The sequence below is a fragment of the Thermodesulfobacteriota bacterium genome, from assembly GCA_034189135.1.
Taxonomy (GTDB): domain Bacteria; phylum Desulfobacterota; class Desulfobacteria; order Desulfobacterales; family JAUWMJ01; genus JAUWMJ01.
Map to the genome: position 1 here is coordinate 1 of JAXHVO010000083.1, position 19,663 is coordinate 19,663.

The window sequence follows — 19,663 nt, forward strand, 5'->3', positions numbered from 1 at the left end:
GAAAGTAAAGATTGGAATCATAGAATTTCAGAGTCTAAACGAAGAGGCCAAGAAAGATAACTTGGGAAAAATTGTCTCTGAGATTTTAACCACGTCTTTTGTTAATTCTGAATCTTTTAAAATTATTGAAAGAGAACAACTGCAAAAAGTAATAAAAGAATTTAAGCTCAGCCAATCTGGAATTATTGACACCTCATATGCCAAGCAAATAGGGAAAATAACAGGTGCAGATGCTATAGTTACGGGAAGTGTGATTAAGATAGGAAGTAGTCTGCGGTTAGATGCCCGCATCATAGACGTAGAATCAGGTATTATTCTCACTGCCGAGAAATGCACCGGTAAATTGGACATAGATAGCATAGGTAAGATGGCAGAACAAATCGTTGTAAACCTGGCCAAAAAATTTTATGAAAAAAGGTAATATTTTTTCAATTCGGAAATTCTGCGATCGTGTCTTTGGGCATCCTTACATTTACCCATGAGCTGATCGATCTGGCCGGCGCCATATATTTTTCCAAAGGCCCCCCACCCTACCCTCGTTTTAGCAAGTAAAAGCTGCTATCGCTGAAACCTCGAGGTTTTCATTATCACTCAGGCAAACCGTATCCAACCTGAATTATTCACGCATGAACCATTCGGAAAAGAAAATTAATTTGCAATCTGGCAAAATTCTTGTAATAATTACCAATGTTACCCGACAAACTATATGCTGGTACAACTTTATTGAGATAACAATGAACAAATTTTCCCAATATCCCGTATGCATGGGACAGAGAGATAAATGAATTGAAGATGGTAAATATTTCTTATAATACTCTGGAAAAAATATCCGCCGAAAACGCTGCTGATTTTTTCAGTCTGAAATTGTAAACTGCATGAGAAGTATTGAGTTTTTTGCAATGTTTAAAGAGTGTTATAGATGTGAAAGTCATGTAATCCGACGCTGCACTCGGACACAAAGCACTCCGTTTGCTATCGATCCTTCAGCCCTTTATGCGCTTGGGCTTGTCGCCAGATAAACGAGATAATGAAATTTCGATGAGGATAAATCAGTTTACCAAAAAAAATAGGCGGCTTGATTCAGCGATTCTTATAGCATTTGTCCTGGCTTTCACCGTTGCCACCTTTAACCATGTAATGGATATTATGCGAGGAGGTTTATTCCCTTATTCAAAGTGGTACGGTGCATCTGAAAGTTTAAATTTTTATTGGACCAGCCTGACCCTGTTAGACCCACTTGCTATTGTACTATTAATATATAATGTCAGAGCTGGTTACATTTTGGCTTTTTGCATAATGCTTACAGATGTCCCCATTAATTACAGAGCTAAACCCCCAGCTTAGCTGGGGGTTTAGCTCTGTAATTATTGGTTATTGCCACTTTACAAAAACTACAGTCTAATATTACAAATGACTTTTTTAATCTTTCTTTTAGTTACCGTTCCTAGAATATGGAAGCTGACTAGCAATAAATAAGCAAAAACCATCTAACCTATAGCAATTGACACGGTCTGAAAGGATGTTTCCAATCTACTGTTCGATGTGAATCACATATTCAAAGGGCGGTAAAATATGCATACTGAAGAAATATTAAAAAAAACGCGATCGTTTGATGTACTGTCTAAAGAAGAACTCGTCTATCTGCTTGACCTGCCGCCAGATTCTTCCGAAGCATACATGGTCATGGCTGAAGCAACACGTCTTTCGAAAGAGCTTTCCGGTGGAATGGCCGAAGTGCATGCGCAGTTTGCTATCAATCTCGCTCCGTGTTCTTGTGACTGTCTCTTCTGCTCTTTTGCAAAGATAAACGGTGTCTTTAAAGAAGCAACGGAGCTGTCTATAGCGCAATCTGTTGCCTATGCCCGCCAGTTTGAGATAGATGGTGCGAATGCGGTGTTCATGATGTCAACAGCCAGATATCCATTTGAACGATTCATAGAAATGGCCGAGGAAATTAGAAGGAACCTGAATCCGGAAACGACATTGATTGCCAACGTCGGTGACCAGACGCTCAAGAATTCAGTCAAGCTTAAGGATGCCGGCTTTTCAGGCGTTTATCACGCTGTTCGATTGCGAGAGGGAACGGATACCACACTTTCAGTAAAAAAAAGAAAACAGAGTATCCGTAACTTCATGGAGGCCGGCCTTGAAGTCGGAACATGTGTCGAACCTGTAGGTCCGGAACACACTAACGAGGAGTTGGCTGAGATGATAGAATTTACGGCCTCTTTCAATCCTTCGTATAGCGGTGCTGCCAGACGTATCCCCATACCTAGAACCGCTATAGCAGAACGCGGAGTTATCAACGAATTGCGTATGGCTCAGATCGTTGCTGTTACCCGGTTGGGAATGCCGCGATCTGTAATGGGTAACTGCACCCATGAGCCTTGTACTCTTGGTGCGATCGCCGGAGCAAATCTTTTTTGGGCAGAAGTCGGCGCCAATCCTCGGGATATTGAGCAAAAGACAGAAGAAGGCAGAGGTGAAACCGTTAATAGCTGTCAGTCAATTTTTAGTGAAAGCAATTGGAAATTGTGGAGCGGTCCCTCACGCTACTACAATAGCAACGGATGAATATATTTTGACAATGATGCGTTGAACACTCAGGCCGTCATGGTTCAGTTCTGAATATGCCTAAGGATATTCAAAAATGAAACATAAAGATACTGACAAGAATGTTTCAAATTCTTCGCTAAAACTAACGCGTGTAATCCGTAAAAGCTTAATTATTTACCTTTTATCAGGTGTTATTGTACCGGTTATCTGTTTAATTTTTGGATGGCGATCATTGGAAAATATTGGATCTGGATTTATATATGCTTCCCTGGTCGTGGCGCTTTTCGGTGCTTTGATTCTGGCAGGAAATACGGCACCGGCACAACTTGCTAAACTTTCACCCCCTAAATACATCTCCCCCTCTCTTGGGCACCATCAAAAAACCGAAAGTAATCGTTTTCCCTCCAGAGATGGGGGGCTAAGATTCTTCTTTACCACTCTAATATGCGGGGTATTTTTATTTTTGACAGGACTTTTTTTGAAATTGTTACAGTGGGTGTAATCCGGCAGTTCAAAAGGTGGTGACAGAAACAAAATGGGTGGACAGTGCCGCTTGCATGATATACCATAACTTCACAAGATCAACCAACCCAATACATCAAAGAAAACGCATGAACGTTATCATACGACAGTGTTTAACCAATGAATTAGATACGTTACAGAGAATTGGATACGAAACATTTGATGAAACGTTCAGGTCAATAAATAGCCCTGAAACAATGGACAAGTATCTTCAACAAGCATTTAGCATGAAGAAACTGTCAGAAGAGCTTCGTAGTACATGTTGCAAGTTTTATTTCATGTATTTAGACAATGAATTGGTCGGATATCTCAAAATAAATGATGCGCCAGCTCAGTCGGATATTAATGATAGAGAATCAATGGAAGTTGAGAGAATATATGTAAGGAAAGAACATAAAGGTAAAGGATTGGGCAAGGTTTTAATGGACTACGCATTTCAGCAAGCAAAAGAAAATAAAAAAAGATATGTCTGGTTAGGTGTATGGGAAAAGAATGTCGATGCAATCGCATTCTATAATAAGATGGGATTTAATGAGGCAGGACGACGTTCATTTCGAATGGGAGATGAACAACAGTCTGACCTGATAATGAAGAAAATCATCAATAACAAGTAGAGAACTGAGGTATAAGAACGAATTGTAGTAATAATAAAATTGAAAACTGCAAAAAGATCCATATAACCCGTCAGTTCAGTCTAAGAAAGAGGTGATTCATGGCCATCGAATCTCATATCAGGCCAGAAGATAACTTGGTCGTCCTGACTCACGTTGGAGAAATTGGAGATGACGAATTTCTCGCTTTCTATAATTCGTTCTTTAAAAGCGATACCTTTAAGCCATCGATGAACATTCTGGTTGACCTTCGGAAAGCGGACAGCAGCCCCCGAAGTGCCGGTGTCCTCCGTCGATTCGCTGAATTCTTGCAGGCAGTCCGACCTGACATCACTTCACACACAAAAGTTGCCGTAGTCGCTCCAAAGGATCTCTCTTTCGGCCTCGCCAGAATGTATGAAGTCCTTTCTGATTCTGTGCTCTGGAATTTCGCTGTTTTCCGTGCCATGGACGCTGCTCTGGCATGGCTGGGGCTTAGAGAGGATTCGGTTAATCATGAGACCTGGGATGCTTAACTTTTCGATGCACCAGACCGCTTGGGAGGTGGTCACACCTATTACACTCGGCTAAACGCCACGGCGCTACCTGAGATCACTCGTTGCTGGATGTTTATCCATGAAAAGAGAGGTTTATAAAGATGCGGGTAACCGTATGTGAACTTCCCAATGACTTCGCTGTTTTTAATAATGCCTGGGATCAATTGGTTCACCATATTGGTAAACATAGAAGTGAGGTGGTGGTGTTGCCGGAGATGCCATTTTTTCATTGGTTAGCTCATAAGAAAGAAGCAAATGCTCACCAATGGGAACAGGCGGTGAAAGCTCATGATGAGTGGATAACCAGGCTTCATGTGTTGGCTCCGGCCATTGTCATCAGTACCATGCCGGTCATCAACGACGGAAGAAGAGAGAATATCGGCTATATCTGGGAACCGGATAATGGCATAAAAGTAGCCCATACCAAGTATTATCTTCCTGATGAACCCGGTTTTTGGGAGGCATCATGGTATCAAAGGGGTGATGGAAAATTCTCTGCAGCAAAAACCTCCAAAGGCAAAGTCGGTTTTCTCATCTGCACTGAACTCTGGTTTAACTCACATGCCAGGGAGTATGGAAAGCAGGGCATTCATTTACTTGTTTGCCCCCGAGCCACACCCAGTTCATCGGTAAAAAAATGGGTGTTTGGAGGGCAAACAGCTGCGGTGGTATCCGGAGCATTCTGTCTTTCTTCAAATTTGGCGGGAACGACCTCAGCAGGCGGTGATTTTGCCGGCGTGGGTTGGATCATTGAACCAGAAGAGGGAAAAATATTAGGTCTAACTTCACCAAAGCAACCATTTTTAACTATAGACGTAGATCTGAACGAAGCAGAGAAAGCTAAAAAAACATATCCAAGATATGTCTCTGATTAGGTGCATAAAACCAGCACTCTTGACAAATGGGCCACCTGACAAAAAAAGGAGTTGACTGAAGGAATTCAATTTTGGATTCATCAATAAAACAAATTTATTTAACAGGATTTATCAAAATGAAGCCTATGTTAAAAGCAATCATACCCTCTTTTATCATTATTTTTTTAGGGATAACGGCTGGCCATTCCTGCACGACCTTTTTTATTCATCACCAGGGAAAATCGGTTTTTGGCAAAAATTATGACTGGTTTCTCGGGCGGGGAATTATAATCATAAATAAAAAAGGGGTGTTTAAAAAAGCGATGCCCGACGCTGAAGCGCAGGGGCCTTATGCAGAATGGGCGTCCAAATATGGCAGCCTGACCTTTAATCAGTATGGACGGGAATTTCCCATGGGCGGCATGAACGAAGCCGGACTGGTAATTCACCTGATGATGCTTACGGAAACCACATTTCCGCCTCCGGATGAAAGGCCCGTTATTAAAGAATTACAGTGGATTCAATATCATTTGGATAAATTCGCAACCGTAGATCAAGTGGTGGAAAACCAGTCCAACATCAGGATAGTTCATAAAGAAGAGCCGGGAATCCATTACCTGGTGGCCGATAAAAACGGCAATTGCGCCACCATCGAATTCATAGGGGGGAATCTGGTGGTTCACAGCAAGGACACGTTGCCGGTAAAAGCACTGGCCAACGACAGATATTCCGCTTCGCTGTCTTATTTAAAAACCCATCAAGGCTTTGGTGGAAGCATCCCCATCATTAAAGGGGAAAGTTCAATGAAACGGTTTGTTTTTGCCTCAAAGATGCTTCGTGACTTTCACCTTAAACCCAAAAAATCCATGGTGGATTACGCATTCAAAATTTTATACTCAGTTAAACAGAGCACATCCACCCAATGGAGTATCGTTTATGATCTTAACGCCCTTACAGTCTATTTTCATACCCGGAAGTGCCCGGGTATGAAAAGTGTAAATTTAACTGCTTTTGATTTAAAATGCTCGACCCCGGTTGAAGTGCTGGATATGAATAGCGATTCAACAGGGAATATTCTCCATTTATTCTATGATTACTCCAAAGAAACAAATTACCGTTTAATCCGGGATGCATTTGACGGTACATGGTTTTTAAGAAATACCCCCGCTGTGGTCATGGACCGCCGGGCAACATATCCGGACAGTCATATTTGTCGGCAGTGATCATATAAGAAGCGATATGGTTTTTTTATCGAAATTTAAGGTAAAACCCTATGGTAGATGTTAACAAGGAGGAATGTGATGGCAGTATTACCGGAAAAAGTGAGTCAGGAATGGGAAGAACGGGAAGGCCCCATCGTTTTATCAACGGTAAATAATGATGGAATCCCCAATTCGATATACACCACCTGTGTGTCAAAATTCAGCGAAGATACCATTGTGGTGGCGAACAACTATTTTTCTAAAACGCTGGAAAATATAAAGTCCGGCAGCAAGGGAACGATTCTTTTTTTAACCAAACAAAAAAAGTCCTACCAGATCAAAGGAAGGATTGAATACCACACCGAAGGGGCTGTTTTTGAGGATATGAAAAAATGGAACCCGGAAAAGCATCCCGGCCATGCTGCCGCAGCATTGAAGGTGGAAGAGGTTTATGCCGGAGCAGAGAAACTTCTTTAGGAAAGAGTTCAAAAACTCACAATTAGATTTACACCAAACCATGAAAATAATTATCTGTGGAAAAGGAAACAGCGGTCTATATATGCGGGTTAAATTTTTTTTCGACGTTAATATGCGAGGCATTTTTATTTGTCAGCGGACTTTTTTAAAATTGCTGCGGTGAGGTATAACCTATAAGGATTGAACGGCTCCCAACCATATTTCGACAGCATGTGTGAAGCCATATACAAGGATTGTCTGATCACCCCTGTCCTGACCGCGCACATCGCGGGCGTTGATTGTTCTTATCAAAGCAGAGCTAGCCGGACCGTCCTTTTTCCTTGACTCACTGATCGTATTTTTTTATAACTGCGCATTAAAATGAACTGCCGGCCCTTTGTTCAGGTGCTGAATGGAAAAGCGATCAACCGGGTAAAGGTATGCGGCCGATAAAATACTTTTCGGATTTGTCGGATGATATCGCGGTTGAGTCTGATGTGGTCGGATTATTTTTGATGCGATAGCAGAAATATAGCTTGACATTCTAAGAATTCTCAATAGTGGAGGGGTGTTATGAAGGTACTGGTAGCGTATTTGTCTGAAGGAGGAAATACTGAAAAGCTAGCAAAGGCTATTTTTGAGGGAATCGAGTCGTCTGAAAAGGAAATCCTGTCCATCAAAGACATGGACGGAGTTGAAGGCTATGACGTTATTTTTATCGGGTTTCCGGTCCAGTCCCACAGTGTACCGGGTAGTGTCGAAGCCTTTGCGAAAACCCTGCCTGACGGTCAGAAAATAGCCTATTTTGCCACACACGGATCCATGAAGGGCGGAGAGCTTGCGGTTACAGCCTTCTACCACGCCCTGACTATTTCCAAAAATACCGTGATACTGGGGACTTTCGGCTGCCGCGGTCAGGTAAAGCAGAGTATTATTGACGCTCTCCTGCAGAAGGCTGAGCATCGGGGCTGGGCCATGGAAGCACAGGGTGCTGCTGGGCATCCGGACGCGGCCGACCTTGAAGATGGAAAGGATTGGGCCCAGAAAATGATCGCCAAGGCCCTCGCCCGTTAAACAGCTTCATTTGATTCACCTGCAATCTTCTTACATGAAACCTGTTCCGTCTTTATGAAAGCGCCCGTCTCCTGAGCGGGCGCTTCAACGACAAATAAGGCTGAGCCCTCCATCCATGCCGTCCCAACTCAATCGTAGAGGCAAGTCAGAGATTGTCCTATATTTATCATATGACTTATCATATATACCCACCGGTTAGGCTCATGGAAAAAAATTAACATTGACATTTTCCAATTAGAATAAATATTAGAAAGCAGTGCCCGTCATATGCTGATTTGGCGGAATTCTGAAACCACTTCGACATAAGGAGATGGCATGATATCCAAAAAGCTCAAATTTCCAGGCAGTGATAAACATAACCTGGTTGCTCAAATCAGCCTTCCGGTGGATGACAGTCCCCATGCTTTTGCATTATTTGCCCATTGTTTTACATGTACGAAAAATCTTAAAGCCGTCAATCACATCAGTAACGCACTCACCCGTGAAAAGATAGCGGTGCTGCGCTTTGATTTTACCGGGTTGGGGGAAAGCGAAGGAGATTTTGCAGACACCAATTTTTCATCGAATGTGGCCGACCTGGTGGCCGCGGCAAATTTTTTGGAAAAGGAATATAAAGCCCCGAGTATCTTAATCGGGCATTCTTTGGGAGGGGCCGCGGTCATCCAGGCGGCCTCGCAAATACCTTCCTGCAAAGCGGTGGTCACCATCGGTGCTCCTGCAGAACCTGTCCATGTTACCCGGCTCTTAAGTGACCGGAAACAGGAGATTGAGGAACAAGGGGAAGCGCAGGTCAATTTGGCCGGCAGGCAGTTTAAAATCAAGAAGCAATTTTTCCAAGATCTGGAAAAAACGCGTATGGTCGACTCCATCCGCAATCTGAAAAGTGCGCTTTTGATTTTGCACTCACCGATCGACAACACCGTGGGAATTGAAAACGCGGCAGACATTTTTCAGGCAGCCCGTCATCCCAAGAGTTTTGTTTCACTGGACACGGCGGATCACCTGTTGATGAAAGAAGAAGATTCTTTATATGTGGGGAACACAATCGCGGCATGGGCAAGCCGGTATATTGATCCGCAGATTAAACAGGCTCCGAAAACAAAAGTGCCTGATAATCGCGTGGTGGCCCGTACAGGGAGTAAAGGATATAAAACAGAGATTATGGCCAATGGCCTTCCCCTGGTTGCGGATGAGCCCATCTCTTTCGGAGGAACAAACCTGGGCCCTTCTCCTTACGACTATCTTGTTGCGGGTCTGGGAGCCTGCACGTCGATGACACTTCGAATGTACGCGGATCGAAAAAAGTGGCTCCTGGAAGAGATTGTGGTTGAGCTTTCCCACAAGAAAATTCATGCCAAAGACTGTGAGGCCTGTGAGAATAAAAAAGGATATGTGGATCAAATCGAAAGGGAAATCTCTTTAAAAGGCCCTCTGGATGACGATCAGCGCCATCGTTTAATGGAGATCGCCGATCGATGCCCGGTTCATCGAACATTGAATTCACAAGTACTGATCAATACCGTGATGAAACAGAAATGAAAAACCGTTTTCCGAGGTCCAGACACTTATCATGCTTCAAAGAGGGTACAATCACAAAACCATATGTTGCGAGTTGCGGGTCTAAATCAACGCATAATTTTTTTTAGCCACACAAATATAAAGAATTACCAAGGGGATCTTTTAATATAGAATCTATAGAATTGATGTATCACCTATGCGATGGGGTTGGGGCTGGTCTGGGGACATACATCAGTTTGGAAGTTGACAGGGTTGTTTGACTGTGATATCAACCATGTATACAACATCAATCAAGAATAGTTGTGCCGGCTTGTGGTTTGCCGCATTATTTGCAGAAGGATAGGACAAAAAATATTTGAGGGTATTATTGATACAGATGCTTTTATTAAATATAGCCAGAGCATATCCGAACCAAAATCTCATATCAAACGCTAAACTTATAAACTGATTTCTCAGAAATTTATAATAATCTAAGTCCCCAATTTCGAGTTTTTCCGCGTGCTCCATTGTCGAAACAGCTTCTCCACTGTATTGGCAGCGTCAACAGGAATTTTTGCTATGCTAAAAAACCTGCTTGCCCTTTTGATCTGTTTTCTGATCTGCAGCTGTACCCCTGCTCTTAAACCAGATCATCTCAAGGGTGGCCTGTCCTATACCCATCACCTGAATATACGTTACAACGGGGCCCGACGCAGTTATCTTTTACATGTACCCGCACTCTGGGAGCCCTCGAAGCCGTCACCCCTGGTGATTGTCCTTCATGGCGCGTTCGAAACCGCCCGTTCGATGGAAAAGCAGACCGGTTTTAGCAAACTTGCTGACAAAGAAAATTTTTTCGTACTATATCCCAACGGCATCGGCATCTTCGGTTGGCTGCAACATTGGAATGCCGGGCATTGTTGCGGAAAAGCGGCTTCCGACGATGTGGATGATGTCGGATTCATCGACATGGCTATCGAAGAAACCTGCCGCATTGTCAAGGTGGATCGCCGTCGCATTTATATGGTCGGTTTTTCCAACGGGGGTATGCTTACCCATCGCTTCGGATCCGAACGTTCGGGCCGGCTGGCGGCCATTGCCCCTTTGGCGTCATCCATAGGCGGGCGATCAAGTCCTGAGACATCTTTATGGCAAATTAAGCCGCCTGAATCCCCATTACCAGTCATTATTTTTCATGGCACAAATGATAAAGCGGTCCCCTATTCCGGAGGATTCGCCAAGGGTAAGGTTGATGGCAGGGAGTACCTTTCGGTGCCGGTATCGACCGAATTCTGGAAAACGCACAACCGGTGCCTGCCCCGGGCTGAAGAAACCTCTCTTTATCAGGGAGCCATCGTCCGTAGCACCTGGCGCGATAACCAGGGCAATATTCGGGTTCAACGATACACTGTGAATAACTGGGGGCATGTCTGGCCGGGGCCCTATTTCACTGGCACCCTCCAACCTGATCATCCGTTGCATGGATATGATGCCGCCAGGGTTATCTGGGATTTTTTCGAGGATTATCGACGCTGATACCCCAGCCACATCGGCCGAAAAGGATTTACACCAAACCATGAAAATAATTGTCTGCGGAAAAGGCGGCAGCGGTAAAAGTACAGTGGCGGCTCTTTTGGCCAGTGCCATGCACAAAAGAGGAAAAAGCATTTTCCTGGTGGATGCGGATGAATCCAATATCGGGTTGTATCGTATGCTGGGGCTGGATATGCCTGTTCCGCTGATGGACAGCCTGGGAGGGAAAAAGGGTTTCCGGGGCAAGACAAAATCAACCGGTGTGGCACTTGACGGGCCTTTATCACTATTTCCCCCGAATTTGACACTGCAAAACCTGCCCGACCGTTGTATCGCATCTTTCGGTCGTATGCGGGTGATGTCCATTGGTAAAATTCAACATTTTGCCGAAGGGTGTGCCTGTCCGATGGGAAGCCTTTTCCGCATGCTGTTTTCATCCCTCAGCTTTGAGAAACAGGATCTGGTTATGGTGGATACAGCCGCCGGTGTGGAACATTTCGGGCGCAGTCTTGACGGGCAGTGCGACCATGTGTTCTGTATAGTGGATCCCTCCTATGAATCCATTATGATGGCAAAAAGGGTGGAGGCTTTTGCCAGTGAAGCCAGGCTTCCGGTATCGATAATTCTTAACAAGATTACCCCTGACGTTGATGAAGATCTCACCACCGCCCTGGAAGGCGTGGCCATTATCGGACGTCTGCCTGACCACCGCTCACTCTTTTTGAACAATCTTAAAGGAAGAGCTCTGGACTCTGACATGCCGGAAATAGAAGCTGTGTGTGATTCGATCGAACAGGCATGGGTTTAAACCGATATATCGTCTGAAGGGATTGTTTCTGCTTCCGGATCTTTTTGAAAAATTTGATTTGAACAGCCGGACACCTCGATTTCACTTTCAAAACGGACAATACAATATAGTAAAGGGATCGTTATGGCAAAACACTCTCACCGTTTTGTAGAAACCTATGATGGATTTTTTGGGTATGGCCTGGACCGATCTTCCAATGAAAGTACAGTGCAAGTGTATCTGCAGAAATTTTCCGATGACCATTTGATGAAAACAATTCTGCAACGGATGACCGATGACGATTTAAATAAGATATTTGAGATTACCAATAAGATGATGAAAAAATATCTGACTGAACCTGAATACCATCAATTGTTTCTCAAAGAGGACAAACAATGAATAGAGGATCTATATGGAAGAAAAAATGAGCCGATGGGGCATAGGACCCACTTTTACTGCTCTTTCAATTGGTTATGGAATACTGGCCATAGCAATCAGCCGTTATTTCTACCCTGTTTTCCGTATAAGTTTTTTGCCTCCCTGGGTGCTGAATACCCTTGGGATTGCGCTGATGGCAGTTGGAATCCCTTTCTTCCTGGTTTCCGTCAAATCAGTTTCACAGGCATACAACTCTGATAAACTGGTAACAGGCGGTGTTTACAAATGTTGCCGCCATCCGTTATATGGATCATGGATGGTCTTTATTGTCCCCGGGGTTGTCCTCTTATTAAAAAGCTGGATCGGTCTGACCACACCTTTGTTCATGTACCTCATATTGCGTAATCTGGTCAAAAAGGAGGAGGACTATTTGGAATCCGTATTCGGTTCCGAATATGGTAAATATAAGAAAAAAGTGCCAAGCATAATGCCCTATGGCTGGATAAAGCCCTTGTTATAACCTGCTTCTACACAGGTTTCGCATCCTATTCAGCGCATCAATAAATATAAAATGGGGATCATCTCGTTATATGGATGTATTTTAAAAATATTAAGGAGTAAGGACGTAGGAAACTCAAATGTTTATTTCATCGGTAACAAGTCGTTCATATTCACTTGAACCCTGGACCCCTTGAATCCCCGAACCCCCTTCTTCAACTAATTTGGAGAAGATCCATAAATAGAAAACTTAAATAATGCCAACAGCAATGTTCCGCTTTTATGAGGAATTAAATGACTTTCTTCCAAAGCACCGAAGAAAAACTGATTTTGTCGCAAAATTTAAAGAAAAAAGATCAATCAAGGATATGATCGAATCCCTCGGCATTCCTCATACGGAAATCGATCTTATTCTGGTGAATGGAAAATCGGTAGATTTTAATTATATTATGGAAAATAATGACCGGGTGAGCGTATATCCGGTTTTTGAATCCTTTAATATCACCAAGGTGAGCCGGCTCAGAAAAACCCCGCTTCGCAAACATCAATTTATCGCCGATGCAAATCTTGGAAATATAGCTAAATACATGAGAGTCATGGGATTTGATTTATTTTACGATCCCTTAATTTCCGCCCGCGAAATAATTAAAATATCCAAAAGAGAAAACAGAATCATACTCACCCAAAGCAGAAAACTCCTTAAAATCAAAGATGTCACCCATGGAATTTATGTACGCCCGGGTACAGCCACCGAACAGATCAGGCGAATCATAAATTTCCTTGACATTAAAGATAAAATAAAGCCTTTTTCAAGATGTCTTCGTTGCAACAGCCAGCTAAAGAAGGTGCCAAAGGAAAATATTTTAGATCGAATCCCTCCAAAGACAAAAGAGTTCTATGATGAATATGCTCAATGCCCGCGTTGCAATAAAATTTATTGGAAAGGAACTCATTTTATCAACATGAAAAAGGTCGTCTGCCAAATACTCGATGAAACAAAACCGTAATGCTTTGTATTAATAGCTGGAGAAAAAAGGTTTTACACCTGCCGATATCTAATGGTGTGCCAAATCCGTCTTGATGAATATATGCTTTACGTTTTTTCCGGTTTCTGTCATAGTCGTTCAGTCTGACGATAATACCTGTCTTGTTTTATTGATTAACTTGAAGAATATCAATACCAGGAAGTGTGCTTATCTTAAGTAAATATGCAAACCGAATTCTTATACGAGCAATACCTGCTGCTTTATAAAAACTGAAAATGTTGAATTTATCAAATGATACTCAAGTCGTTAAAGGAAAAATATCATGTATACACATTTATTTTCCGAGCTCAACGTTGGTGGGGTTACGCTGAAAAACAGATTGACTATGGCACCGTTATACCTCGGATACGCCGGAGATGGCGGTACGGTGAGCCAGCTATTACTGGAACACTACCGGTTGATGGCTAAAAGCGGGGTGGCGATGATCGTGGTTGAAAATTCAACCATCGATCATCCCACCGGCAGCGGTTCTGACCGAACCCTGCGGTCAGATACCGATGAAAATAACGACGGACTAAAAAAGCTATCTTCCACCATTAAGCAGGAGGGGTGTGTTGCCTGTCTCCAGATCAACCACGCCGGTCGTTTTGCCGGTGTAAATCAACCGGTGGCCCCATCTGCGGTTGAAACGTTTGGTAAAGTTCCTCAGGCATTGAACAAAGCGGACATTCGGAAGGTGGTAAACCAATTTGCCGATGCGGCCTTAAGAGTTAAAAATACCGGTTTTGATATGGTCGAGCTTCATGGAGGGACCGGTTATTTACTGGCTCAATTTCTCTCCCCCAGAACCAATCAGAGAAATGATGAATACGGCGGCTCATTGGAAAACCGCCAGAGATTTGCCCTTGAGGTGGTTAACGCAGTCAAAAACAAAGTGGGAGATTTTCCGGTGGGTTATCGATTTATGGCAGATGAATGGCTACCTGACGGGCTGCAACTGGATGAATCGGTTCGTTTTGCTCGTTCTGTTGAATCTGAAGGCATTGCCTATCTTTCGGTCATGGGCGGAACCTATGAATCTTTCTTTCTTCCGGACATTATCAGCAAATCAAGAGAAAACGGCTATATGGTTGATCTCTCTGCCGCTGTCAAAAACAAAGTCCATATTCCGGTGATTGCGGCCGGTAGAATCGCCACCGGTTCTCTGGCGGAAAGCATACTCGAAGAAAAAAAAGCGGACTTAATCGGACTGGCCCGGGTTCTCTGGGCGGATCCTCAATGGCCTGAAAAAATTATGCAGGGAAAAGAAAACGATATTGTCCATTATGACCCGGGCTGCGGCGACACCTGCATGAAGCTGGTGATGAAAAGGAAACCCGCCTTCTGTGTCCGCTGGAATCATGATAAATTGGTAAAATGGAAGAATCGCATGCAAACTTGAACAATGGAGGTGACTTGATGAATAAAAAAATGCACCACTGGACCCCACCGGATCACTGGCAGAAAATCACCACCATCGACGCCCATACCGAGGGAGAACCGTTTCGCGTGATCACCGGCGGATTACCGGACCTGCCCGGTGACAGTGTTCTGGCCCGTCGGCGTTACATGAAAAAAAATCTGGATCACCTGCGTACCGCACTCATGTGGGAACCCCGAGGGCATGCAGACATGTACGGCTGTATTCTTACCCCGCCGGTGTCACCGGAGGCTGATTTTACGATTCTGTTCCTTCACAACGAAGGTTACAGCAGCATGTGCGGCCATGGCATCATCGGCATCACCCATGTGGCCATTGAAACCGGGTTGATACCCGCCAAAGCACCAGAAACCGTTGTAAAGATCGATGCTCCGGCAGGATTGGTCACCGCTCATGCCCGCATTGAAAACGACCATGTGAAAAGCGTTTATTTTCATAACGTCCCGTCTTTTGTTCTGGCGCTTGACGAAACCATCGATGTGCCGGATATGGGGCAGGTTCGCTATGATATTGCTTATGGGGGAGCATTTTATGCGTTTGTACGGGCGGAAGATGTCGGATTGCGTATCACCCCTGATGACTTTTCGGCCATCATTCAAAAAGGAATGGCCATCAAAAGAGCAATCATGGAAAGCCAGCCGATTCCGCACCCGTTTGAGGAGGACCTGAGTTTTCTCTACGGCACCATATTTACCGGCCCGGCTCATTCCAAAGACACACACAGCAGCAATGTATGCGTATTCGCCGAAGGAGAAGTCGACCGGTGCCCCACCGGAACGGGTGTCAGCGCTCGCCTTGCAATTCATCACGCCCGGGGTGAAATCCGGATTGATGAACCGATCACCATCGAAAGTATTATCAGCACACGCTTCACAGGACGTGTGGTTCGCACCACCCGATTCGGTCCCCATGAAGCAATTATTCCACAAGTGGAAGGAACCTCACGAATTACCGGACGCAATGAATTTCTCATCGACCCGGAAGATCCTTTAAAGGACGGATTCGTGCTTCGTTAAAAACAAACAAGAGGAAACGAGTTCGTTTGCAATTCCGGAGATATCTTTTATGTTTTGTTGATCCCAATAAATCCGGCGACCATCAAGGCGATTCCCGCAAAATAAAAATATCTGCCATTATCGATAAAATAGTATCCGGCAATAAGCAGGGCAATTCCTGCCATTCCTAGGAAACAAAAAAAATTTCTCATGCTGTCCTCAACTGTAGACTTTTTAAACTTCCTTTCTCTAATGGACAAGGGTGGTTTTGTCAAAAGGAAACAGCCACTCAATAAATTTCTCACTCTGCGTGCTTTGTGTCTTAAGCGAAGCCCCGCTTAGCGGGACAAGCTGGGCGGTGAAAGAAATCCAGATAAAATACGTTATCGAAATAACGAATTATTGCACTAAGGATTATCCACATGACTGACGCAACAAAAAGAGCGAACATTATGACCGGTCTGAAAGTTTCCATTGTATTAAAGCAGGATCAGAGAACCGGCAAGTTAACCGAAGGCATTGTCAGGAACATTCTGACAAAATCTGCCGCCCATCCCCACGGCATCAAGGTTCGCCTGGAGAACGGCTTGGTGGGAAGGGTCAAAATTATTCACCGTTGACGATCGTAATACTAAAATTAAGTTTCCAATAAATTTTTAATTTTAAAACAAAGGATCCACATGCCCTGGACAGGCGAGTTAATTGCCATTGCCACTGTACTTTGCTGGACCATCAGCGTCCAGTTTTTCGAAGCTGCATCCAACAGAGTGGAGGCAACCCCAGTCAATATTATCAGGCTCACTGTTGCCTTGATACTTTTCAGCCTGCTTTTGTTTTTCCGACATGGATATATCATTCCCGTGACCTTTTCCGTCAGGGCCTGGTTTTATCTTTCTCTTTCCGGAGTTATCGGTTTTTTCATCGGAGATATTTTTCTTTTTAAGGCCCTGGTTGAAATCGGACCCAGGGTTGCCATGCTGATTTTCAGCCTGGCCGCACCCACTGCAGCCTGTATCGGATGGCTATTTCTGGATGAAATATATGTTCCTTACCAATGGGTGGGGATGTTTGTTACCCTTTTTGGTGTCTGTATGGTTATACTCGAAAGAAATCAAAAAGCATTAAATCCTTCCAAATTGAAAATCAGGGATATCTCGTTAAAGGGTGTTCTGTTTGGATTTGGCGGAATGTTCGGTCAAGCCGTCGGATATGTTTTTAGCAAAACCGGCATGCAGACAGAATCGGGATATCTGGATGCATTTTCCGCCACCCAGATCAGAGCAATTGCGGCATTCCTCTGCTTTCTTGTTTTCTTTACCGTCACCGCGAAATGGGGGAACGTCAAAGCTGCTGTGAGAAATACAACAGCCGTACTCTACACTGCCATTGGTTCAGCCATCGGACCGTTTTTAGGGGTATCCCTCTCCCTGCTGGTCCTGCATTATCTGACCACCGGAGTGGCCTCCACATTTCTCTCTCTGGTCCCGGTTTTTATCATTCCGTTTTCAATTTTTCTTCACAAAGAGCACGTATCCAGCAGGGCCACGGCCGGGGCGGTGACCGCCGTATTCGGTATCTATCTTCTGATGTGGTAAATACCACCCATAAAAAGCCCTGGCCTCAATTCACTTTGTCGACAGTCCGTTTAATTTTATCACCGGCTCTTCTTTTACTACGAAATTGCTTGATATGAGTTGAACGATTAGATATTATAATAAAAAAAGGCTCTGTCATGCATTGGAAAATAGCTTGGCAACCGCTCTGTTAAATTTATCTTCAATGAAGATACCTCGTTTCATTTTTGTTTACAGGTAAGTAAAAGTGTAAGGATACTATTTTCATTAATTTCAATATAAATAAAAATAATAAATTCCCTTATTTTCAGATTGAGCTATCGGGGCCATTTGATCTTAAAAGCTTGGAAATGTGTTATTTGAAAATTATTAAACATCCAAACTGGGATGTTGCACTTGACATATTGTGGGATGTCCGCAAGTGCACGCTTGATCACCTAAACAATGACGATCTTTTGGCTATTGGCCACATGACCAATAAATATAGAAAGCAAAGAGGTAACGGTCTGGCTGCTTGGGTGGTGAGCAGAGATATAGACTTTGGCATATCTCGAATGTTTGAGATGTTGAATGAAAACAAAGTGATATTTAACTTTTCTGTATTCAAAACAATACAAAAAGCACAGGATCATCTTTTAACTGCATGTCAAGATAAATAACCCATCAATATTTTTTCAACCATCTCCCGATATGTTTTTGCTCATTAAGGCAAAATAAATGGATTATTTCCCATTGAATAGGAGTTTGCGTATGAAAGTTCAATATTTGTGGTGGACCTTTATTTGTTTGTTGAGCCTTGCCGCGCCTTTAACATCCATGGCCGAGTCTCCCTCCCAGCCTTTAACCCTTGAGGAAGCCATTGCTTCTGCCCTGAAACACAATCCCCGTGTGATGTCTGCCCGACACGAGGTGGCAGCGGCCGGATTCCAGGTCACCACCGCCCGTTCCGGATTGATGCCTCAGCTCTATTTATCCGAAAGATTTAACCGCACCAACAGTCCCCTGTGGGCCTTTGGCACCAAACTCAACCAGGGGATTATTGAAACGACTGATTTTAATCCAGACCGCTTGAATGAACCTGATGCCATCAACAATTTTAACACGGCACTTTCCCTAAACTGGAATCTTTTCGACGGTGGGCAGACCTGGATTGGGTGGCGTCAATCACAGCAGGGACAACGAGCGGCCGAGCTGAGTCTGCGGCGCTCGGAGCAGCAAACTATTGCCCTGGTGGCCAAAGCCTATATGGAATTACTGCTGGCAGTTGAAAACCATGGTGTCATTGCTCAATCATTGAAGACATCCCGGGCTCATTTTAAACTCGTTCAAGATCGCTTTCGAAGCGGTATATCGGTAAAAAGCGACGTTTTGCGTGCTCAAGTGCGTATCGCCGATCTGGAGCAAAAACGGTTGATGTCCCACAGCCGAATCCAGGTCGCCCAGGCCATGTTGCATGCCGCCATGGGTCAGCCCGATGCCGCCCGTATCGTTCCGACCTCACCCTTTGAACGCTGCGTGCCCCCCAAAGAGAGTCTGACTCAATGGATCGACCGGGCACTGGAAAAACGGCCTGATTTAAAGCAGCTCGATATCCAGAAATTGATTGCCGAAAAAGGGGTGAAGCGTGCCCGGTCTGGCCACTGGCCCACCTTTTCTCTTCAGGGCAGCTATGAACTCAATAGCGAAGATTTAAGCAAAGCGGAGGACAATTACACCGTAGGCGCTATGCTGAGAATGAATTTGTACAGCGGTCAGCGCATCTCTTCCCAGACAGCGGAGGCCAAAGCCATGGTGGCCAAGTTGAATTCTTTGCGCAATAGCTTTGAACTGAATGTGCGGGTGGAAACCCAGCGCTCATTTTACCAAGCCCAAAGCGCCTGGCAAAGCATCGCCGTTTCCCGCAGCGCAATTACCCAGGCGGAAGAAAGCCTGCGTATCGTAAGTAATCGTTTCGCCAGCGGGCTGCTCACCATCGTTGATTTGCTGGATGCCCAGACGGCATTGCAACAGGTCCGCATCCAGCTTTTCACCGCATTGCATGATTACAAGGTGGCCCGCATTGAATTGGCGCTGGCTGCAGGCATCATTGATAAGAACTTTGAATAACATCATGGGTTAAAGACC

Annotated in this window: 22 protein-coding genes; 21 read left to right on the top strand and 1 reads right to left on the bottom strand. The window is 44.3% G+C overall.

Annotation, left to right across the window (positions count from 1 at the left end):
* The 17 genes from SWH54_12490 to SWH54_12570 form a co-directional block, all read left to right on the top strand.
* Window positions 1-421 (top strand): FlgO family outer membrane protein (locus tag SWH54_12490; protein ID MDY6792077.1); only part of this gene is annotated, 421 nt, incomplete at its 5' end.
* A gap of 1,151 nt (window positions 422-1,572) precedes the next feature.
* Complete coding sequence (locus tag SWH54_12495; GenBank protein ID MDY6792078.1) at window positions 1,573-2,574, top strand: radical SAM protein; 1,002 nt, start codon at window positions 1,573-1,575, stop codon at window positions 2,572-2,574.
* Between the two features lie 76 nt (window positions 2,575-2,650).
* A complete protein-coding gene (locus SWH54_12500; GenBank protein MDY6792079.1) occupies window positions 2,651-3,058 on the top strand; it encodes a hypothetical protein in 408 nt (135 codons plus the stop codon).
* A 109-nt stretch (window positions 3,059-3,167) separates the two neighbouring features.
* Window positions 3,168-3,692 (top strand): GNAT family N-acetyltransferase, encoded by a 525-nt coding sequence (locus SWH54_12505; GenBank protein MDY6792080.1) that lies wholly within the window; start codon window positions 3,168-3,170, stop codon window positions 3,690-3,692.
* Window positions 3,693-3,790: 98 nt separating this feature from the next.
* Window positions 3,791-4,204, top strand: coding sequence for a hypothetical protein (locus tag SWH54_12510; GenBank protein MDY6792081.1), 414 nt, complete (start codon window positions 3,791-3,793; stop codon window positions 4,202-4,204).
* Window positions 4,205-4,326: 122 nt separating this feature from the next.
* Window positions 4,327-5,100, top strand: a complete 774-nt coding sequence (locus tag SWH54_12515) for a carbon-nitrogen hydrolase family protein (GenBank protein MDY6792082.1) — start codon at window positions 4,327-4,329, stop codon at window positions 5,098-5,100.
* 116 nt (window positions 5,101-5,216) lie between these two features.
* Window positions 5,217-6,302 (top strand): linear amide C-N hydrolase, encoded by a 1,086-nt coding sequence (locus SWH54_12520; GenBank protein MDY6792083.1) that lies wholly within the window; start codon window positions 5,217-5,219, stop codon window positions 6,300-6,302.
* A 78-nt stretch (window positions 6,303-6,380) separates the two neighbouring features.
* Window positions 6,381-6,758, top strand: a complete 378-nt coding sequence (locus tag SWH54_12525; protein MDY6792084.1) for a pyridoxamine 5'-phosphate oxidase family protein — start codon at window positions 6,381-6,383, stop codon at window positions 6,756-6,758.
* A 552-nt stretch (window positions 6,759-7,310) separates the two neighbouring features.
* Window positions 7,311-7,811 carry a flavodoxin family protein gene (locus SWH54_12530; GenBank protein ID MDY6792085.1) on the top strand — a complete coding sequence of 167 codons (501 nt, stop codon included), beginning with the start codon at window positions 7,311-7,313 and terminating at the stop codon, window positions 7,809-7,811.
* Between the two features lie 315 nt (window positions 7,812-8,126).
* Window positions 8,127-9,350: a bifunctional alpha/beta hydrolase/OsmC family protein gene (locus SWH54_12535; protein MDY6792086.1), complete on the top strand. Its 1,224-nt coding sequence runs from the start codon at window positions 8,127-8,129 to the stop codon at window positions 9,348-9,350.
* A gap of 537 nt (window positions 9,351-9,887) precedes the next feature.
* Window positions 9,888-10,844: a PHB depolymerase family esterase gene (locus SWH54_12540; GenBank protein ID MDY6792087.1), complete on the top strand. Its 957-nt coding sequence runs from the start codon at window positions 9,888-9,890 to the stop codon at window positions 10,842-10,844.
* A gap of 40 nt (window positions 10,845-10,884) precedes the next feature.
* Window positions 10,885-11,649 (top strand): P-loop NTPase, encoded by a 765-nt coding sequence (locus SWH54_12545; protein MDY6792088.1) that lies wholly within the window; start codon window positions 10,885-10,887, stop codon window positions 11,647-11,649.
* 123 nt (window positions 11,650-11,772) lie between these two features.
* Window positions 11,773-12,027 carry a cytoplasmic protein gene (locus SWH54_12550; GenBank protein ID MDY6792089.1) on the top strand — a complete coding sequence of 85 codons (255 nt, stop codon included), beginning with the start codon at window positions 11,773-11,775 and terminating at the stop codon, window positions 12,025-12,027.
* Window positions 12,028-12,040: 13 nt separating this feature from the next.
* A complete protein-coding gene (locus SWH54_12555) occupies window positions 12,041-12,526 on the top strand; it encodes an isoprenylcysteine carboxylmethyltransferase family protein (protein ID MDY6792090.1) in 486 nt (161 codons plus the stop codon).
* 235 nt (window positions 12,527-12,761) lie between these two features.
* Window positions 12,762-13,511, top strand: coding sequence for a Mut7-C RNAse domain-containing protein (locus SWH54_12560; protein MDY6792091.1), 750 nt, complete (start codon window positions 12,762-12,764; stop codon window positions 13,509-13,511).
* A gap of 301 nt (window positions 13,512-13,812) precedes the next feature.
* Window positions 13,813-14,931 (top strand): NADH:flavin oxidoreductase, encoded by a 1,119-nt coding sequence (locus SWH54_12565; GenBank protein MDY6792092.1) that lies wholly within the window; start codon window positions 13,813-13,815, stop codon window positions 14,929-14,931.
* A gap of 17 nt (window positions 14,932-14,948) precedes the next feature.
* The gene (locus tag SWH54_12570; GenBank protein ID MDY6792093.1) at window positions 14,949-15,986 is read left to right on the top strand and encodes a proline racemase family protein; all 1,038 of its coding nucleotides are present in this window, start codon (window positions 14,949-14,951) and stop codon (window positions 15,984-15,986) included.
* A gap of 47 nt (window positions 15,987-16,033) precedes the next feature.
* Here the strand turns inward: SWH54_12570 and SWH54_12575 are convergent, their stop codons facing one another.
* A complete protein-coding gene (locus tag SWH54_12575; GenBank protein MDY6792094.1) occupies window positions 16,034-16,177 on the bottom strand; it encodes a hypothetical protein in 144 nt (47 codons plus the stop codon).
* Between the two features lie 210 nt (window positions 16,178-16,387).
* Between SWH54_12575 and SWH54_12580 the strand changes: the two genes are divergently transcribed.
* From SWH54_12580 to SWH54_12595, 4 genes are all read left to right on the top strand, one after another.
* Window positions 16,388-16,585, top strand: a complete 198-nt coding sequence (locus SWH54_12580; protein ID MDY6792095.1) for a YwbE family protein — start codon at window positions 16,388-16,390, stop codon at window positions 16,583-16,585.
* 60 nt (window positions 16,586-16,645) lie between these two features.
* Window positions 16,646-17,560: a DMT family transporter gene (locus SWH54_12585; protein ID MDY6792096.1), complete on the top strand. Its 915-nt coding sequence runs from the start codon at window positions 16,646-16,648 to the stop codon at window positions 17,558-17,560.
* Between the two features lie 338 nt (window positions 17,561-17,898).
* On the top strand, window positions 17,899-18,198 hold the full coding sequence (locus SWH54_12590; protein ID MDY6792097.1) for a hypothetical protein: 300 nt from the start codon (window positions 17,899-17,901) through the stop codon (window positions 18,196-18,198).
* Window positions 18,199-18,289: 91 nt separating this feature from the next.
* Window positions 18,290-19,645, top strand: coding sequence for a TolC family protein (locus SWH54_12595; GenBank protein MDY6792098.1), 1,356 nt, complete (start codon window positions 18,290-18,292; stop codon window positions 19,643-19,645).
* Window positions 19,646-19,663 lie beyond the last annotated feature (18 nt).

Excerpts from the sequence above, each read along its gene's own strand:
- SWH54_12520 (MDY6792083.1), top strand. The coding sequence starts at position 5,217 with ATGAAGCCTATGTTAAAAGCAATCATACCCTCTTTTATCATTATTTTT.
- SWH54_12500 (MDY6792079.1), top strand. The coding sequence starts at position 2,651 with ATGAAACATAAAGATACTGACAAGAATGTTTCAAATTCTTCGCTAAAA.
- SWH54_12510 (MDY6792081.1), top strand. The coding sequence starts at position 3,791 with ATGGCCATCGAATCTCATATCAGGCCAGAAGATAACTTGGTCGTCCTG.
- SWH54_12530 (MDY6792085.1), top strand. The coding sequence starts at position 7,311 with ATGAAGGTACTGGTAGCGTATTTGTCTGAAGGAGGAAATACTGAAAAG.
- SWH54_12545 (MDY6792088.1), top strand. The coding sequence starts at position 10,885 with ATGAAAATAATTGTCTGCGGAAAAGGCGGCAGCGGTAAAAGTACAGTG.
- SWH54_12535 (MDY6792086.1), top strand. The coding sequence starts at position 8,127 with ATGATATCCAAAAAGCTCAAATTTCCAGGCAGTGATAAACATAACCTG.
- SWH54_12515 (MDY6792082.1), top strand. The coding sequence starts at position 4,327 with ATGCGGGTAACCGTATGTGAACTTCCCAATGACTTCGCTGTTTTTAAT.
- SWH54_12575 (MDY6792094.1), bottom strand. The coding sequence starts at position 16,177 with ATGAGAAATTTTTTTTGTTTCCTAGGAATGGCAGGAATTGCCCTGCTT.
- SWH54_12525 (MDY6792084.1), top strand. The coding sequence starts at position 6,381 with ATGGCAGTATTACCGGAAAAAGTGAGTCAGGAATGGGAAGAACGGGAA.
- SWH54_12540 (MDY6792087.1), top strand. The coding sequence starts at position 9,888 with ATGCTAAAAAACCTGCTTGCCCTTTTGATCTGTTTTCTGATCTGCAGC.
- SWH54_12495 (MDY6792078.1), top strand. The coding sequence starts at position 1,573 with ATGCATACTGAAGAAATATTAAAAAAAACGCGATCGTTTGATGTACTG.
- SWH54_12570 (MDY6792093.1), top strand. The coding sequence starts at position 14,949 with ATGAATAAAAAAATGCACCACTGGACCCCACCGGATCACTGGCAGAAA.
- SWH54_12555 (MDY6792090.1), top strand. The coding sequence starts at position 12,041 with ATGGAAGAAAAAATGAGCCGATGGGGCATAGGACCCACTTTTACTGCT.
- SWH54_12550 (MDY6792089.1), top strand. The coding sequence starts at position 11,773 with ATGGCAAAACACTCTCACCGTTTTGTAGAAACCTATGATGGATTTTTT.
- SWH54_12565 (MDY6792092.1), top strand. The coding sequence starts at position 13,813 with ATGTATACACATTTATTTTCCGAGCTCAACGTTGGTGGGGTTACGCTG.
- SWH54_12595 (MDY6792098.1), top strand. The coding sequence starts at position 18,290 with ATGAAAGTTCAATATTTGTGGTGGACCTTTATTTGTTTGTTGAGCCTT.
- SWH54_12585 (MDY6792096.1), top strand. The coding sequence starts at position 16,646 with ATGCCCTGGACAGGCGAGTTAATTGCCATTGCCACTGTACTTTGCTGG.
- SWH54_12560 (MDY6792091.1), top strand. The coding sequence starts at position 12,762 with ATGCCAACAGCAATGTTCCGCTTTTATGAGGAATTAAATGACTTTCTT.
- SWH54_12580 (MDY6792095.1), top strand. The coding sequence starts at position 16,388 with ATGACTGACGCAACAAAAAGAGCGAACATTATGACCGGTCTGAAAGTT.
- SWH54_12505 (MDY6792080.1), top strand. The coding sequence starts at position 3,168 with ATGAACGTTATCATACGACAGTGTTTAACCAATGAATTAGATACGTTA.